Source organism: Halomonas flagellata (genome assembly GCF_022487945.1).
GTDB lineage: Bacteria > Pseudomonadota > Gammaproteobacteria > Pseudomonadales > Halomonadaceae > Halomonas > Halomonas flagellata.
The window spans coordinates 39,013-54,017 of record NZ_JAKVPY010000007.1; the positions used below are offsets into that span (position 1 = coordinate 39,013).

A 15,005-nucleotide genomic window follows, 5' to 3' on the forward strand; every position below is an offset into this window, starting at 1 on the left:
TCCCGGTCGTGGTATCGCTACCTCCCGCCATGACCGCTTGTCCCGCCCTGGTTCCCGTCCCGGGCGGTTTTTTTGCGCTCAGCCGACGCCCGAGAGCGGCGCCAGGGCGTCGAGCAGCTGGTGCAGGAAGTCGATGCCCTGGGCGAACAGCCCCTGCAGGAAGCGGCCGATGTCGATCATCAGCACCATCATCAGCGCCAGGCCGACCGTCAGCGAGGTGGGGAAGCCGATATTGAACACCGTCAACTGGGGCGCCGAGCGGTTGAGGATGCCCAGCGCCAGGTTGATGATCAGCAGCGCGCCCACCAGCGGCAGGGCCAGCAGCATCCCGGAGACGAAGATGGTGCTGCCGTAGCGGGCCAGCATCTCGAAGGCGCCGGGATTGAAGCCACCCAGGCCGATCGGCAGGGTCACGAAGCTGGTCGCCAGGATCTCCAGCACGATCAGGTGGCCGTCGAAGGCCAGGAACATCAGCAGCGTGATCATGTAGAGGAAGCGCGACAGCACCACCATGTTGGTGCCGCTGCCGGGGTCGAAGAAGGTGGCGAAGGCCAGGCCCATCTGCAGGCCGATGAACTCGCCGGTGGCCTGGACCACGGCGAAGGTGACGCGCATCACCAGCCCCATGGCGATGCCGATCAGCACCTGCTCGACCATGATGCCGAGCCCCGCCCAGGAGAGCACCGCGGTGGTGGGCGGCGTCGGCAGGGTGGGGGCGATCACCACGGCCACCAGGGCGGCCAGGCCCACCTTGGCCTGGTTGGGCACGCTGGAGTGCCCCCACAGCGGCGCGGCCGCCAGGAAGGCGGTGAGCCGGGCGAAGGGCCAGAGGAAGGCCACCAGCCAGCCCTGCAGCTGGGCGAAGGTGACGTCCACCATCAGCGGCCCCTCGGCATCACGACACCATCAGCGGGATGTTCAGGAACAGCTCGCGGGTGAAGTCGGTGATCAGCTTGAGCAGCCAGGGGCCGGTGAGCACCAGCACGACGAACACCCCGAGGATCTTGGGGATGAACGACAGGGTCATCTCGTTGATCTGGGTGGCGGCCTGGAACAGGCTGACGATGAGGCCGGTCACCAGGGCGGTGAGCAGCAGCGGGCCGCCGAGGAAGAGGGTCACCTTCATGCCCTGGTAGGCCAGGCCCATCACCGTTTCGGGGGTCATGCGTCGCTCCCGGTCATAGGAAGAAACTCTCCGCCATCGAGCCCACGATCAGCTGCCAGCCGTCGACCAGCACGAACAGCATCAGCTTGAAGGGCAGCGAGATGGTGACCGGGGGCACCATCATCATGCCCAGCGACATCAGGGTGCTGGCCACCACCAGGTCGATGATCAGGAAGGGGATGAAGATGGTGAAGCCGATCTGGAAGGCGGTCTTCAGCTCGCTGGTGACGAAGGCCGGCACCAGGATGCGCAGCGGCACGTCCTCGGGCCCCTGCATCGGGGCGACGTCGGCGAGGCGGGCGAACAGCGCCAGGTCGGGCTCGCGGACCTGGCCCAGCATGAACTCGCGGAAGGGCTCCTGGGCCAGCTGCAGGAACTGCTCGAAATCGATCTGCTCGGCGGTGAGCGGCAGCCAGGCGGTCTCGTACACCAGGTTGAACACCGGCGCCATGACGAAGAAGGTGAGGAACAGCGCCAGCCCCAGCAGCACCTGGTTGGGCGGCGTGGCCTGGGTGCCCATGGCGGTGCGCAGCAGGCTGAGCACGATGATGATGCGGGTGAAGCCGGTCATCATCAGCAGCAGGGCCGGCAGGAAGGCCAGGGAGCTGAGCAGCAGCAGGGTCTGCAGCGAGAGCGACCACTGCTGGCCGCCGTCCACCAGCGGCTGGCTGACGATGCCGGGGAGCTGCTGGGCCAGGGCCGCGTCGGGTAGCGACAGCAGCAGGACCGCGAGTCCCGCCGTCAGGCGAAGAAGGGGGCGGCTCACGATCTGTCTCGCCCCAGCCCGCTGTTGTGTTTCAGCGCCTTGGCGAAGCGCCTGGTGAAGCTGTCGCTCTCGGCGAAGGCCGGCCCGCCGCCGGTCGTCGTCTCGCCGATCGGTCCGGGGGCGGGGAGCTCGTGGAGCTTGCTGACCTGGCCGCCGCCCACGCCGAGCACCAGCCAGGTCTCTTCCACCTGGACGATCACCACCCGCTCGCGATTGCCCACGCTGGTGCCGCCGACCACCCTCAGGCGGCCGCCGTGCGCCTGGCGGTTCACCCCGACGCGCTTCAGCACGGCGCTGGCGACGACAATGATCACCACGATCAGCGCCAAGGCGGCGGCGGTCTTGCCCAGGGTGGCCAGGCCGATCAGGGCGTCGCCGGCGGCCAGGGCGTCGAGGCCGCCGGTGCCGGCGTCGCGGGGGGTATCGTTCATGGCGGTCAACGGTTCAGTTTCTGCACGCGCTCGGAGGGGGTGATGATCTCGGTGATGCGGATGCCGTACTTGTCGTCGACGACCACCACCTCGCCCTGGGCGATCAGGTAGCCGTTGATCAGGATGTCCATGGGCTCGCCGGCCAGGCCGTCGAGCTCGATCACCGAGCCCTGGGCCAGCTCGAGCAGCTGCTTGATGGTGATCCGGGTGCGGCCGAGCTCGACGGCGAGCTTGACCGGAATGTCCATGATCATCTCCAGGTCGCGCGCCGCGGCGCTGCCGCCGCCCTGCTCGAGGGGGCGGAAGACGCTCTCGCCGGCGGCCTTGGCCCTGGCGGGTTCGGGCTCCTCGTCCGGGCCGTCGTCGCCCGACGCCGAGGCGGCCTGTTCGGCCATGGCCGCGGCCCAGGGGTCCTCGTCGTCGCCCTGTCGTTCGGCTTCGTGCTGGTCGGCGTTTTCTTGTTCGAACATGGCATCGGCCCAGGCGTCGTCGATGCTCTGATCGGGCTTCTTGGGATCAGTCATTCTTGGGTTCCTTGGGTGGCGGCGCCGACCCCTTGACGAAGGCGTCGGACGACGCAGCGGTCGGGGCGTGGTCGATCATGCGGATCACCCGCAGGGCCCGTTGATCGTGCTGGCTGCCGTAGTCGCACTCCATCACCGGCACCCCGTCGACCCGGGCGATGATGGCTTCCGGCAGCTCCAGGGGCAGGATGCCCCCCACCTTGAGCGCCATGACGTGGGCGATACGGGTGGGAATGGTGGTGAAGTCGGCGACCAGCTCCACCTCCGAGTGTCGGATCTCGCCGGCCATGCGTTTCGCCCAGTTGCCGTCCGGATCGTGATGGCCGTCGTTGAGCGGGTTGGCCAGCAGGTCGCGCAGCGGCTCGATCATCGAGTAGGGCATGCAGATCTGGAAATTGCTGGCGAGGTTGCCGACTTCCAGGTTGAAGGAGGTGGTCACCACGATCTCGTTGGGCGAGTTGGTGATGTTGGCGAACTTCGACTGCATCTCCGAGCGCAGGTAGCCGATCTCCAGCGGGTAGACCGACTTCCACGACTCGCTGTAGGCGTCGATGGCCAGGTTGAGCAGGCGCATGATGATGCGCTGCTCGGTGTTGGTGAACTCGCGGCCTTCCGACTTGGTCAGGAAGCGACCGTCGCCGCCGAAGAGGTTGTCCACCACCATGAACACCAGGCTCGGCGGAAACACGATCAAGGCCGAGCCGCGTAGTGGCTTCATGGCGATGATGTTGATGTTGGTCGGTACCGGCACGTTGCGCGAGAAGTCGCTGTAACTCTGGTAGCGCACCGCATCCACGGTGATGTCGGCGCTGCGCCGCAGCAGGTTGAACAGCCCCATGCGGAAGTGACGGGCGAAGCGCTCGTTGATGATGTCCAGGGCGTGCAGGCGCTCGCGGATGACCCGGTGCTGGGTGGCCGGGTCATAGGGGCGGATACGCGAGTCGTCGCCGCCGGCGCCGGTGGTGGACTCCTCCTCGCCGCTGACGCCCTTGAGCAGGGCGTCGATCTCTTCCTGCGACAGCAGATCGTCTTGGGACATGAAGGATCGGTTCCCCGAGGGTTATTGCACTATGAACTCGGTAAAGAGCACGTCTTCGATCACCAGTTCGGGCTGATGGTCGGTCATCGGCGGGTCCAGCACCGCCATCACCTGGTCGCCGAGGCGCTGCTTGTTGCCGGGGTCGGTCAGGTCGCCGGCCTGCTTGCCGGCGAACATCATCAGCAGGCGGCTGCGTACCTGGGGCATGTGCTCCTCGAGGATCTCCCGGGTCTCCTCGTCGCCCACCTTCAGCGACAGCCCGGCATAGAGCAGGCGCGAGCCGTAGGCGTCGTCGGCCAGGTTGACCGTGAAGGGGTCGATCTTGACGAAGATCGGCGCCCGCCGTTCCGGGACGGCCTCGGTCGATGCCAGGACGGCGCCATCGCGCTGGTCGAGCACCAGGTAGATCACCGCCGCCGCCACGGAGGAGGAGAGGATCACCAGGATCACCATGAGCCACAGCAGCTTTCTGGAGCCACCCTTCGATGTCGCCATTGCCTTACCTATCCAGAGGGTTGTGGTGCCAGCCTGCCCAGTATGCGGACGCAGGCCGTGGCACCATGAAACGAACAGGCCCCGGGAAAGGGCCTATCTTGGCTTTTTGCGTGGTGCCGGGTGGCGCCGTTCGGGATATCGTCAGGCGTAGAGATCCACCCGGCCGTCGAGAGCGATATCGGCCGCTACGGCCGGGGCTGAGGCGCCGGGGCCCTCGATCTCGTCGCCCGGCTCGACTGCCAGACCGCCGCCGGCCATGCCGCGACCGGCGAAGTCGCGCGCGGCCCCGTCACGCGACTGTTCGCCCACCGACGCCTCGCCGAGGCTGATGCCCTGCTCGGCCAGCGCCTCGCGCAGCTGGGGAATCGCCTGCTCCACGGCGCTCCTCACCGGCGCGTGGGCCGACAGGAACTGGGCCTGGGCGGCCTGCTCGTTCACCTTCAGTGAGACCGTCAGGGGGCCCAGCTCCGCCGGGTTGAGGTGCAGCTCGACGCGCTGCTCGCCGCCGCGTTGGCCGAGCATCACCAGTTGCTGGCCGACCTGCTGCGTGAACTGCTGGGGCCAGGCAGGGCTGGCGAGCGGTGCCGGCAGGGCGACGGGGGCGGCACCGGGCGTGCCGGCAGCGGCGGCGCCGGACGGCTGGCCACCCAGCAGGGCGGCGAAGCTCTCGCCTCTTGGCTCGGCGCTGCGAGACTCGGCGGCCGTCGGCAGGGTGTCACCCCGGGCGGCCTGTGCGGTGGCCTGTGTGGTGGACTGCGCGGAGGGTAACGGCTCGGGACGCGGGGCTGCGCCGCGCTCGCTGGCCGCGCGGATGGTCTCCAGGGCCTGCGGAGCGGCCTGACGTTCGGGACGCGGCGGCTCGCCGGCCATGGGGTCGTGGCGTTCGGTGCGAATCGCCGGCCGCGCTTCGGCCCGGGGGGCGTCGCTCGGCGCGTTCTGCAGGGCCTGGCCGGCCAGGGTCGGCCAGGCGCCGGCGTCGGCCAGAACCGTTTCGGGCGGGTGGCCGGGCGCCGCCTCCGGCGGGACCTCGGCGGCTTCTATGGCGGCTATCCGGACGGCGAGTGCCTCGGTGTCGAGCGCCCGCTCGGCCAGGTCATCGGCCGGCAGCGTTGCGTCGTCGCGGCCGGCACCTTCGATCAGCGCCAGGCGCTCGGCGATCTCGGCCAGCCGGGCATCGCCACCTTCCGCCGGCGTGCCCTCGCCAAGGGCCTGCATCATCACCTCCAGGCTGCCCGGGGCGAGGTCGAATTCGCCGCCGGCCGCCACGCCCAGGTGCCGTTCGGCCGCGGTGGCCGGCTGGTCGCGCGCGGTGAGTGCCTGGGCGTCGGTGCCCGGCTTGCCGGCACGGGTCAGCGCCAGGGCGAAGTCGCCCTTGGCGCCGGGGTTCGACGGACCGGCGGGGGTCGGGCCCTGGCCCGGGGCAGATGCGAGTAACAGCGGAATGTCCATGTCGGTTCTCCGGCGGAATCAGGGGTCGCTCGAGGCGTGGCGTTCGCGGATCAGGCGACCGTTGACCAGGTCGTCGCTGGCGCGCAGCTCCCGGCGCTGCTCCTTCAGGTTCTGCTGCATCGCCCGGCGGGAGACCAGGGTGTCGTAGGAGGAGAGCTTGCGCTGCTCCTGCTGCCACTGGGCCTGGCGCTGGCCGACGCGCTGCTGCTGGGCGGCCAGCGCCTGGCGGGCGCGGGCCAGGGCATCGTCGAGGGAGTCGAGGAAGCGCTGGTAGTTGCGCATGGTGGCCGGGTCGATGCCCTCGCGCATGGCCTGCTGCAGGCGTTGGGCGTACTCCAGCCGATAGCGGCCCAGCGATTCCAGCTGGCCCGCCACCTGCCGTTCGCTTGCGCGTTCGCCGGCGAGCGCCTGGCCGGCCTGGTCGCGGGCCTCCCGGGCCAGGTCGACCAGGGTCTCGAGCGGTGTGGATGCGGTGCTCATCGTGTCCCTCCGAGTGTGCTGGCGAGCCGCCGGTGCGAGGCCTCCAGGGGGGCGCAGTCGTCGATACGCTGTTGCAGGAAGGCCTCCAGCTCCGGGTAGCACTGGACGGCCTCGTCGAGCTGCGGGTCGTGCCCGGGGCTGTAGGCGCCGACGCTGATCAGGTCGCGGTTGCGCTGGTAGCGGGAGAACAGCCGCTTGAAGCGCTGGGCGAGCTGCAACTGACCGTCGTCGACGATGGCGGTCATGGCGCGGCTGATCGAGGTCTCGATGTCGATGGCCGGGTAGTGTCCGGCCTCCGCCAGCTCCCGCGACAGCACGATATGGCCGTCGAGGATCGCGCGGGCGGAATCGGCGATGGGGTCCTGCTGGTCGTCGCCTTCGGTCAGCACGGTGTAGAAGGCGGTGATCGAGCCGCCGCCGCGCTCGGCGTTGCCGGCCCGCTCCACCAGGCTCGGCAGCTTGGCGAACACCGAGGGCGGATAGCCCTTGGTGGCCGGTGGCTCGCCGATGGCCAGGGCGATCTCGCGCTGGGCCATGGCGTAGCGGGTCAGCGAATCCATGATCAGCAGCACGTCTCGGCCCTCGTCGCGGAAGCCTTCCGCCAGCCGCGTGGCATAGGCCGCGCCCTGCAGCCGCTGCAGCGGCGAGGTGTCGGCGGGGGCGGCGACCACCACGGCGCGTCGGCGGCCCTCCGGCCCCAGGATGTTGTCGATGAAGTCCTGTACCTCGCGGCCACGCTCGCCGATCAGCCCCACCACGATGACGTCGGCCCGGGTGAAGCGGGCCATCATGCCGAGCAGCACCGACTTGCCGACGCCGGAGCCGGCGAACAGCCCCATGCGCTGGCCGCGACCGACGGCGAGCAGGGCGTTGATGGCACGGATGCCGACGTCGATCTGGCGCTCGATGGGGGCGCGGGAGAGGGGGTTGAGCGGCGGGGTCTGCAGGGGGGCGTGGGGCACCTCGTCGAGGGGGGGCTGGCCGTCGAGCGGCTCGCCGTTGCCGTCGACCACGCGGCCCAGCAGGGCGTCGCCGAGCGGGAAGCGGCGGGTGCCGTGGCCGTTGCCTCCGCCATCGCCTAGCGGGAAGACCCGGGCGCCGGGCAGCAGGCCGGTGATCTCGGCCAGCGGCATCAGGAACAGGCGCTCGCCGGCGAAACCCACTACCTGGGCCTCGGCATGGCGCGTCGCCTCGTGGCGGTAGGGCGTCGGGAGTTCGATGCGGCAGGCGCTGCCCAGTGGGGCCTGCAGGCCGATGGCTTCGATCACCATGCCGGTGGCGCGCACCACCCGGCCGCTGGCGCGGAAGGGCGGGACCGTCTCGATGCGCGCGCGTACCTTGTGCAGCGACGCCTGCCAGCGCCGATGGTGTGGGTTGGCCGGGGTCGCGGCGCTCACGTGGCGCTCCCGTTGCCGTCGGCGGGACGCCGCCGGCGCACCTGGCCCTTCACCGCCTGCCAGCGGCTCTCCCAGGTGGCGTCGAGCTCGCCGCTGGCGCTGGTGACGCGGCAGCCGCCGCGGCGGAGCTGGTCGTCGGGCTGCAGCGTCCAGCCGGCCGCCTCCAGCTCGTGGCCGAGATGCTCCTCGACCAGCCGGTGGTCCAGCGGGTGCAGCCACAGGCGTGGCTTGCCGGTCATGGCCGGCTCGGAGTGCAGCAGGGCGCGGACGGTCTCCAGGACCTGGCGCGGGCGGGCCTTGAGGGCCTCGCCGGCGAGCTGGCGTCCGGTGGCGAGTGCCAGCTCGACCAGCTCGCCGGCCACCGCCTCGTCGAGCCGGGCCAGGGCCTCGCCGAACTGCTCGGCCAGCGACAGCAGCGGAGCCAGGGTCTCGCGTACCTCGCGCTCGAACTCGGCGCGGGCCTGTTCGCGGCCCTCGGCCAGCCCCTGGGCGAGCCCTTCGGCATGGCCGGCCGTGAAGCCCTCGCGGTGGCCCTGCTCGCGGGCCTCCCGGCTCACCTGCTCGCGCAGGGCGCGCAGTTCGGCCTGTCGCTGGAAGGCCGCCTTGCGCCGGGCGGTCTCGCTCGGCGAGGGGCCATCGTCCCTGGCGGCTTCCTCGCGCCGACCGACCAGCTCGTCCATCTCCCAGCGGCGCCAGGCGACTTCGTCGTCGCGGAGCGGCTGGCGGGCGGTATCGCCGCGGTGCAGATCAGACATAGGTGTCGTCCCCGCCGCGCAGCACGATCTCGCCGCTGTCGGCCAGGCGCCGCACGACCTGCAGGATCGCCTTCTGCTCGGCCTCCACCTGGGAGACGCGGATCGGCCCGCGGGCCTCCATGTCCTCGCGCACCAGGTCGGCGGCGCGTTGGGACATGTTGCGCAGGAACTTGTCCATGAGCGCCTCGGGGGCGCCCTTGAGGGCGACCACCAGGGAGTTGGTGTCGATCTCCTTGAGCACCAGCTGGATGCTGCGATCGTCCAGGTCGAGCAGGTTCTCGAACAGGAACATCTCGTCGATGACCCTCTGTGCCAGGTCCTCGTTGTGGGCACGAACCGTCTCGATGACGGCCTCCTCCTGGCTGGAGTTCATCAGGTTGAGGATCTCGGCCGCGGTCCTCACGCCGCCCATCTTGCTGCGCTTGAGGTTCTGGCCGTCGAGCATCCCCGAGAGCACCTCGGTGAGCTCCTGCAGGGCCGCCGGCTGCACCCCGCTGAAGGTGGCGATGCGCAGCACCACGTCGTTGCGCAGCTTGTCGTCGAACAGCTCGAGCACGGCGGCGGCCTGGTGGCGCTCCAGGTGGATCAGCACGGTGGCGATGATCTGCGGGTGCTCGTCGCGGATCAGCTCGGCCACCAGCGGGGCCTCCATCAGGTTCAGGGCGTCGATGCCCGAGCTGGCGCCGGAGGTCTCGAGGACATCCTCGATCAGGCTGGAGGCGCGCTCGCTGCCCAACGCCTTGGTCAGCACCGAGCGAATGTGCTCGCTGGAGTTGAGGTTCAGCGCGATGAACTCCTCGGTCTCGGCGTGGAACTCCGCGAGCACCTGCTGCATCTCCTCGTGGGAGACCTGGTCGAGGCGGGCCATCTCGGCGCTGATGTCCTGGATCTCGCCGGCCGAGAGGTACTTGAAGACCTCCGCCGCGCTGTCCTCGTCGAGGGCCAGCAGCAGGATGGCGCTGCGTCGTGCGCCGCTCGTCTGGGCCTTAGTCATGCTTGTTCATCCAGCTGCGAACGATCATGGCGACCATGCGCGGGTCTTCATGGGCCATCTCGCGCAGGTCGCTGAGGTTCTGTTCATAGGCCGAGGACTTGCGCTTGCGCCGGCGCGGCGGCGCGTAGGTGTCCTCTTCGTCCCCCGCGGCCGCGGGGTCCTCCTCGTCGCTACCGCCGACCTGGGCCCGCAGGGCGGGGGCCGGCTGAGGCAGGGTCGCCGGTGCCTGGGTGTGGCGCTTGATCAAGGGGCGCAGGATCAGCAGGTAGAGCAGCAGGGCGGCCAGCGCCACCAGCAGGTAGCGTCCCAGGGTGAGCGCCAGCTGGTGGACCTGCGGTGATTGCCACCACTCCGGGGTCTCCCCGCGCTCGTCGACGCGGCTGAAGGGGCTGTTGACCACCTCGACCTCGTCGCCGCGGGCCGCCGAGAAGCCCATGGCCTGGCGCACCAGGCGCTCGATCTGGGCGATCTCCTCGGGGGCGAGGGCCGTGCGGACCGGCTCGCCGTTCTCGTCGAGGTCGTCGCGGAAGTTGACCACCACCGCCGCCGAGAGCCGCTCCACCTGGCCCAGGCGGTGCTCCACGTGGGCCACGCTGCGGTCGACCTCATAGTTGGTGACGTCGTCCCGGCGCAGGTTGTTGAGGGCCTGGAGCCCGGCGGCGTCGCCCTCTTCGCCCTCCTCGCCTTCGGGCAGCTCGATGGGCGACGGCGCCGTGCCGGGCGGGGTGTTGCTCAGGGCCCCGGGAATGCCCCGGGCCAGGTCGTCGCCGCCGTTGTAGGAGAGGCTCGACTGGCGGCTGCGCACCGCGGCCTCGTTGGGGGGCTGGTTGGGGCCGTAGCGCTCCGAGGTCTCCTCGCGACGGGAGAAGTCGATCTGTGCCGCCACTTGGGCGCGGACGTTGTCGCGGCCGAGGATCGGCACCAGGATGTTCTCGATGCGCCGCTGGTAGGAGCGCTCGACCTCGTTGATGTAGTCGAGCTGGGTGCCGTCCAGGTCGCGGCCCTTGGCACCCTGCATCGACAGCAGGCGGCCGTTCTGGTCGACCACCGTGACGTCATCGGCGGCCAGCTCCGGCACGCTGCTGGAGACCATGTGGACGATGGCATTGACCTGGCCCTCGCTCATCACCCGGCCGCCGTGCAGGGTGAGGATCACCGAGGCCTTGGCCGGTTCCCGGTCGCGCACGAACACCGACTGCTTGGCCAGGGCGAGGTGCACCCGGGCGCGCTCCACCGGCCCCAGGGACTCCATGGAGCGTGCCAGCTCACCCTCCAGGCCGCGCTGGAAGTTGACCTGTTCGGCGAACTGGCTGATGCCGAAGGCCTGGCCATCCATCAGCTCGAAACCGACGTTGCCGCCCCGCGGCAGGCCCTGCTCGGCCAGCTGCAGGCGCAGGCCGTGGACCTGGTCGCCGGGCACCAGCAGTGCCTGGCCGCCCTGGCTGAAGCGGTAGGGAACGCCACGGTTGTCCAGCTCACCGATGATGCGGCCGCCATCGGCCTCGGTGAGGTTGCTGTAGAGCACCCGGTACTCGGGGCTGCGCGCCCACATCAGCAGTGCCACCACGATGGCGATCGAGGCGGCCCCGGCGATCATCAACGGGATCAGCGGATTGGCGCGCAGCTGGGCCATCAGGCGCTCGAGGCCCGCCTGGCGGGGAGTGTCCTGCTGCCGGGAGGCGTCCTGGGAGCCGGTGGCCGAGGCACCATTGCTCATGTGCACCACCTCACTGAGGGGGTGCAGTGGATCCCGGGTCCCACGGTCATCGAAGAAGAAGGCATGTCCTGCGTCCATTCATCGCGGTTGGCCGCCCGGTCGAACAGGCGGAACTCTGATGGACGCCATTATCCGTGGCGGCGTCGAGCGCGAACCGCGGAAAAGCCCGTCATTTCGTGCCCATTTGGGGGCATGGTTACCCTGCCCGGGCTGGTAGCCTTGGCAGCACTCCTTTTCCATTACCGTTCTTCATTACCGTCACAGGCGAGGGGTTTCCATGAGTTCACCCGCGATTCAGTCGGCACTGACCCAGATGCAGTCGCTGGCGACCCAGGCCGCCGGTCAGCCGCCCAAGGGCCAGCAGGTAGCCACGGCGGTGGGGGCGGGCGGCTTCGCCGGTGAGCTGCAGGCCTCGATCCAGCGCATCAACCGCCTGCAGCAGGCCTCGGCGGCCAAGGCCGAGGCCTTCCAGGCCGGCGACCCTGATGTCGAGCTCAACGACCTGATGGTCGACATGCAGAAGGCCAGCGTGGCCTTCCAGATGGGGGTTCAGGTGCGCAACCGCCTGGTGACGGCGTACAAGGACGTGATGAACATGCAGGTTTAGTCTTTCCTGCTGCCTCTCATCGCTCGCGACGGAAATACACTCGGGTCGACACCAGTGTCATGCTTCCAGGTCGACCAGCCGGCCCTGGACCTCCTGCAGCCGCTCGGCGATCTTCAGCACCTCCTCGGCGGGAATCTGGCGGATCACCTCGCCGCTCTCGCGGTCGACGATGCGGGTCACCACCCGCGACTCGTGCTCCGCCAGCTCGAACTGCACCCCGTAGTGACGCATCACCTCGTTGATACGCTGGATCGGTTCGACCAGCTCGCCCCTGCCCAGCGCCACGCTGCTGCTCTCGGCCTGGGCCAGGGCGCCGCCGGCGGTAGGCAGGTTGGCGAGTACCCTCTCGACCTGTTGGCGTGGCGTCAGGTCGTTGAAGGGCGAGGTCGAGGGAGCGGATGTCGCGTCGGTCAGCGGTGAGCTCATGGCCGGCTTCCTTTGGTGCTTGCTGTCGTGATAGACCGCGCCGGTACCGGCCGCGGCGACCCTGATAGATTCCGTCACGAGTGACAGTCACTAGAGATTATCGGCACGCCGGGCCGGGGCTTTAATGCCGGTGCCGGTCGAGAGGGCTTCCAGCCGGTGCTCGCCGCGTGCCTCGCCGACGCCGACCTCGATCAACAGGGCATGCCGGCAGCCGAGCCGCGACTGGCACTGGCGAAGCTTCTTGAGCTCCCGGTGGCGTGACTGCTGCAGGGTGCTCTTGTGCAGCTCGATCACCGCCAGGCGCTCGTCGTGGCCACGGCGGTGGATCAGCAGGTCGGGAAAGATGGTGCGCGCCTCGGTGGCGTCGCTGGTGGTGGCGACCACCAGGTGACCCTTGCGCTGCCTGGGGTCGACCCAGCAGTTGAACTCGCAGTCGACGTCCCAGTCGGGGAACAGCGGTTGCAGGTGGCAGGCCAGGCGACAGGCGATACTGCGTTCGCTCGCCTCGTCGTCCAGCAGGGCCGCGTCGCGCTCACCCAGCCGCTTCAGTGCCAGATTGAGCCTGTCGACGACGTTCATGTCCGATGCCGTGGGGAAGGTCTCCATGCGGGTCATCGCTGCGTCCTCACCTGTGGGTTAAGCCATCCGGGGATCGCGTTTGTTATTGGTTCCTTGGCTATCGGCCAGTGGTGCGGCATCTTTAATTCCACCGCTGGTCGAGTGGCATCAAGCTTTGTCCGGTTTGGGCCGACTGACTGTCAGCCGGTGGTCAGGCAAGCGGCCGGCCTGCGAGGGCGACGACGTCGCCGGGCGGCCGCCCAGGCGCTACACTCGGTGCAACCTGTCGTTTCCCTGCCGGGAACGCGACATCCCACGCAGAGAGAGATATGAGCCAGGATCCCGGCAATACACCGATCGGCGAGTGGGCCAGCCGGCCGCGGCTCACGGTGGGCGAGCAGGAGACGCTGATCCACGCACGCGACCGAGCGCTCTCCGAGTCGCGCCAGAACCTGCAGCTCGCCGAGCGGATCATCGACGCCTCGCAGGAGGGGATCGTCATCACCGATGCCGAGACGCGCATCGAGTTCGTCAACCCGGCCTTCACCCGCCTCACCGGCTACCGCCTGGAGGAGGTCGTCGGCCGCACGCCGAGGGTGCTCTCCTCCGGCCGTCAAGATGCCTCCTTCTATCATGACATGTGGCAGGCGCTGCAGGCCGAAGGCTACTGGCGCGGCGAGATCTGGAACCGGCGCAAGGGTGGCCAGCTCTATCTGGAGCAGCTGACCATCACCGCCATCACCGACGACCAGGGCGCGACCCGTCACTATGCGGGGCTGTTCACCGACATCACCCAGCTCCGCGAGAACGAGGAGCGGGTGCGCCGGCAGGCCTACTATGACGCCCTCACCGGCCTGCCCAGCCGCCGCCTGCTGGAGGACCGCCTCGAGCTGGCGATCCGCCACGCCCACCGCCAGGAGCAGCGCCTGGCGGTGGTCTTCATCGACCTCGACCACTTCAAGCAGGTCAACGACACCCTCGGTTACGCCGTGGGCGACGAACTGCTGCTCAAGGTCGCGGAGCGGCTCGGCCATCGCCTGTGCGAGGACGACACCCTGGCGCGGCTGGGCGGCGACGAGTTCCTCGTGCTGCTGCCCGAGTTCGACGCCCTGGATGAGGTGACCCGGGTGGCGCGGCGGCTGATCGAGGAGGTCAGCGAGCCCTTCCAGATGGGTGGCCATGAGTTCCGGGTGGGGTGCAGCCTGGGCATCAGCCTCTACCCGGACGACGGCACCACCCCCGAGGTCCTGGTACGCAACGCCGATGCCGCCAAGTACCGGGCCAAGCAGGAGGGGCGCAACACCTACCGGCTCTACCGCGCCGAGATGCACGTCAAGGACCATCAGCAACTGGCGCTGGAGACTGCCCTGCGCAACACCGTGGAGAGCGGTGAGGGGCTGGAGGTGCACTATCAACCGCTGGTCGAGCGCGACAGCGGCGAGGTGCATGGCGCCGAGGCGCTGCTGCGCTGGAGCCCGCCGGGGTTCGGTGCGGTCTCCCCGGGGGAGTTCATCCCCCTGGCGGAGCGCTCGGGACTGATCATCCCCCTGGGCCAGCGATTGATGCGGCTGGTGGCGGCCCAGCTCCGGGCCTGGCGTGTGGCCGGGCTGGCGCCGCCGCGGGTGGCCATCAACCTCTCGGCGCGGCAGTTCTGGCAGGACGACCTGGTCGAACAGGTGCGAGCGCTGTTCGAGGAGTTCGACCTGCCATCGGGGCTGATCGGCTTCGAACTCACCGAGAGCGTGCTGCTCGACCATCAGCAGCAGGCAGTCGCCATCCTCGAGGCGCTGCGCGGGTTCGGCTGCCACCTGGCCATCGACGACTTCGGCACCGGCTACTCTTCGCTGAGCTACCTGCAGGACCTGCCGTTGACCACCCTCAAGATCGACCGGCGCTTCGTCCAGCGCCTTGTCGGCGAGGACAGCCGCGGCAGTGCCGCCATCGTGGCCGCCGTCACCGGCCTGGCGCGAGAGCTGGGCCTGCGCGTGGTCGCCGAAGGGGTGGAGACCGAAGCCCAGCGCCAGGCACTCTCTCGCTATCCCGTCGATCTGCTCCAGGGCTACCTGACCGGGCGTCCGGTCGACGCCGCCGGGTTCGAGCGGCGATGGCTACGGGCCCTGGTGGCGTGGGAGGGCGCGGCTATCGCCAGGGAATGAGCCCTGCATCCTAAAGTCGTAGGCGAGGCCGCCGATATGGCGTCGG

General features: G+C 69.5%; 17 protein-coding genes. 2 read left to right on the forward strand and 15 right to left on the reverse strand.

The features are described from left to right. Positions 1 to 78: 78 nt before the first annotated feature. The 13 genes from fliR to fliF all read right to left on the reverse strand — a co-directional run bounded on the left by fliR (position 79) and on the right by fliF (position 11,212). Entirely contained in the window at positions 79 to 879 is an 801-nt protein-coding gene (fliR, locus tag MKP05_RS07370; protein WP_240567719.1) for a flagellar biosynthetic protein FliR, read from the reverse strand. 16 nt (positions 880 to 895) lie between these two features. Then, a complete protein-coding gene (gene fliQ / locus MKP05_RS07375; RefSeq protein ID WP_240567720.1) occupies positions 896 to 1,165 on the reverse strand; it encodes a flagellar biosynthesis protein FliQ in 270 nt (89 codons plus the stop codon). A 13-nt stretch (positions 1,166 to 1,178) separates the two neighbouring features. Beyond that, positions 1,179 to 1,910 (reverse strand): flagellar type III secretion system pore protein FliP, encoded by a 732-nt coding sequence (gene fliP, locus MKP05_RS07380; RefSeq protein WP_276316557.1) that lies wholly within the window; start codon positions 1,908 to 1,910, stop codon positions 1,179 to 1,181. Positions 1,911 to 1,927: 17 nt separating this feature from the next. Then, positions 1,928 to 2,362 (reverse strand): flagellar biosynthetic protein FliO, encoded by a 435-nt coding sequence (fliO, locus tag MKP05_RS07385; RefSeq protein WP_240567722.1) that lies wholly within the window; start codon positions 2,360 to 2,362, stop codon positions 1,928 to 1,930. A gap of 5 nt (positions 2,363 to 2,367) precedes the next feature. Next, positions 2,368 to 2,886: a flagellar motor switch protein FliN gene (gene fliN, locus MKP05_RS07390; protein ID WP_240567723.1), complete on the reverse strand. Its 519-nt coding sequence runs from the start codon at positions 2,884 to 2,886 to the stop codon at positions 2,368 to 2,370. Beyond that, the gene (gene fliM / locus MKP05_RS07395; RefSeq protein ID WP_240567724.1) at positions 2,879 to 3,925 is read right to left on the reverse strand and encodes a flagellar motor switch protein FliM; all 1,047 of its coding nucleotides are present in this window, start codon (positions 3,923 to 3,925) and stop codon (positions 2,879 to 2,881) included. The genes fliN and fliM overlap by 8 nt, the downstream gene beginning before the upstream one ends. 21 nt (positions 3,926 to 3,946) lie before the next feature. After that, positions 3,947 to 4,420 (reverse strand): flagellar basal body-associated protein FliL, encoded by a 474-nt coding sequence (gene fliL, locus MKP05_RS07400; RefSeq protein ID WP_240567725.1) that lies wholly within the window; start codon positions 4,418 to 4,420, stop codon positions 3,947 to 3,949. A 141-nt stretch (positions 4,421 to 4,561) separates the two neighbouring features. Beyond that, positions 4,562 to 5,869 carry a flagellar hook-length control protein FliK gene (locus MKP05_RS07405; protein ID WP_240567726.1) on the reverse strand — a complete coding sequence of 436 codons (1,308 nt, stop codon included), beginning with the start codon at positions 5,867 to 5,869 and terminating at the stop codon, positions 4,562 to 4,564. Between the two features lie 18 nt (positions 5,870 to 5,887). Further along, positions 5,888 to 6,349, reverse strand: a complete 462-nt coding sequence (gene fliJ / locus MKP05_RS07410) for a flagellar export protein FliJ (protein WP_240567727.1) — start codon at positions 6,347 to 6,349, stop codon at positions 5,888 to 5,890. Continuing rightward, positions 6,346 to 7,746 carry a flagellar protein export ATPase FliI gene (gene fliI, locus MKP05_RS07415; RefSeq protein ID WP_338072342.1) on the reverse strand — a complete coding sequence of 467 codons (1,401 nt, stop codon included), beginning with the start codon at positions 7,744 to 7,746 and terminating at the stop codon, positions 6,346 to 6,348. The genes fliJ and fliI overlap by 4 nt, the downstream gene beginning before the upstream one ends. Beyond that, positions 7,743 to 8,501 (reverse strand): flagellar assembly protein FliH, encoded by a 759-nt coding sequence (gene fliH / locus MKP05_RS07420; protein ID WP_110284280.1) that lies wholly within the window; start codon positions 8,499 to 8,501, stop codon positions 7,743 to 7,745. Before fliH ends, fliI begins: the two co-directional genes overlap by 4 nt. Continuing rightward, the gene (fliG, locus tag MKP05_RS07425) at positions 8,494 to 9,495 is read right to left on the reverse strand and encodes a flagellar motor switch protein FliG (protein ID WP_240567728.1); all 1,002 of its coding nucleotides are present in this window, start codon (positions 9,493 to 9,495) and stop codon (positions 8,494 to 8,496) included. Before fliG ends, fliH begins: the two co-directional genes overlap by 8 nt. Beyond that, positions 9,488 to 11,212 carry a flagellar basal-body MS-ring/collar protein FliF gene (fliF, locus tag MKP05_RS07430; RefSeq protein ID WP_240567729.1) on the reverse strand — a complete coding sequence of 575 codons (1,725 nt, stop codon included), beginning with the start codon at positions 11,210 to 11,212 and terminating at the stop codon, positions 9,488 to 9,490. The genes fliG and fliF overlap by 8 nt, the downstream gene beginning before the upstream one ends. 277 nt (positions 11,213 to 11,489) lie before the next feature. Here fliF and fliE point away from each other — a divergent pair, with 277 nt between their 5' ends. Next, entirely contained in the window at positions 11,490 to 11,819 is a 330-nt protein-coding gene (gene fliE, locus MKP05_RS07435; RefSeq protein ID WP_110284278.1) for a flagellar hook-basal body complex protein FliE, read from the forward strand. 57 nt (positions 11,820 to 11,876) lie between these two features. Here fliE and MKP05_RS07440 read toward each other — a convergent pair whose 3' ends face one another. After that, a complete protein-coding gene (locus MKP05_RS07440; RefSeq protein ID WP_110284277.1) occupies positions 11,877 to 12,245 on the reverse strand; it encodes a flagellar protein FlaG in 369 nt (122 codons plus the stop codon). Positions 12,246 to 12,335: 90 nt separating this feature from the next. After that, entirely contained in the window at positions 12,336 to 12,860 is a 525-nt protein-coding gene (locus MKP05_RS07445; RefSeq protein WP_240567730.1) for a hypothetical protein, read from the reverse strand. Positions 12,861 to 13,132: 272 nt separating this feature from the next. On the opposite strand from MKP05_RS07445, the gene MKP05_RS07450 reads away from it, so the two are divergent. Beyond that, a complete protein-coding gene (locus MKP05_RS07450) occupies positions 13,133 to 14,959 on the forward strand; it encodes an EAL domain-containing protein (RefSeq protein WP_240567731.1) in 1,827 nt (608 codons plus the stop codon). The last annotated feature ends 46 nt before the right edge of the window (positions 14,960 to 15,005 follow it).